Source organism: Vibrio sp. Y176, assembly GCF_033438945.1.
In genome coordinates this window covers 1-577 of record NZ_JAWOQS010000884.1, presented here as the reverse complement: position 1 = coordinate 577, position 577 = coordinate 1, and the positions used below count along the sequence as shown (strand labels likewise).

Annotated in this window: 1 protein-coding gene; it reads left to right on the top strand. The window is 49.0% G+C overall.

Annotated elements, in window-relative coordinates; all coding sequences use genetic code 11:
- Positions 1-577 (top strand): potassium transporter TrkG (locus R7O13_RS29215; protein ID WP_318305501.1); only part of this gene is annotated, 577 nt, incomplete at both ends.

Here is a 577-nt window from a genome sequence, read left to right as displayed (position 1 = left end):
GACATTGGCGTAAAGGTTTCCACTTCTTACATATTCACACCAAAATCATGCTGATTGCCACGCCGTTACTGCTGTTGGTGGGAACGGTGCTGTTTTGGCTTTTGGAACGTCACAACCCCAACACCATGGGGTCGCTCACTACTGGCGGGCAATGGTTGGCTGCTTTCTTCCAATCAGCCAGTGCGCGGACAGCGGGTTTTAACAGTGTTGATTTAAGGCAGTTCACGCAACCGGCATTACTCATCATGATCGTTTTGATGTTGATTGGTGCGGGTTCGACCTCTACGGGTGGCGGTATCAAGGTGTCTACTTTTGCTGTCGCGTTTATGGCGACGTGGACGTTCTTGCGTCAAAAGAAACACGTGGTGATGTTTAAGAGAACGGTAAACTGGCCAACGGTAACGAAGTCACTGGCAATCATTGTGGTGAGCGGAGCAATTCTCACCACCGCGATGTTTTTGTTGATGCTGACGGAGAAAGCTTCTTTTGACAAAGTGATGTTCGAAACGATTTCTGCTTTTGCAACGGTTGGGCTTACTGCAGGTTTGACGGCAGAGCTTTCAGAGCCTGGAAAGTA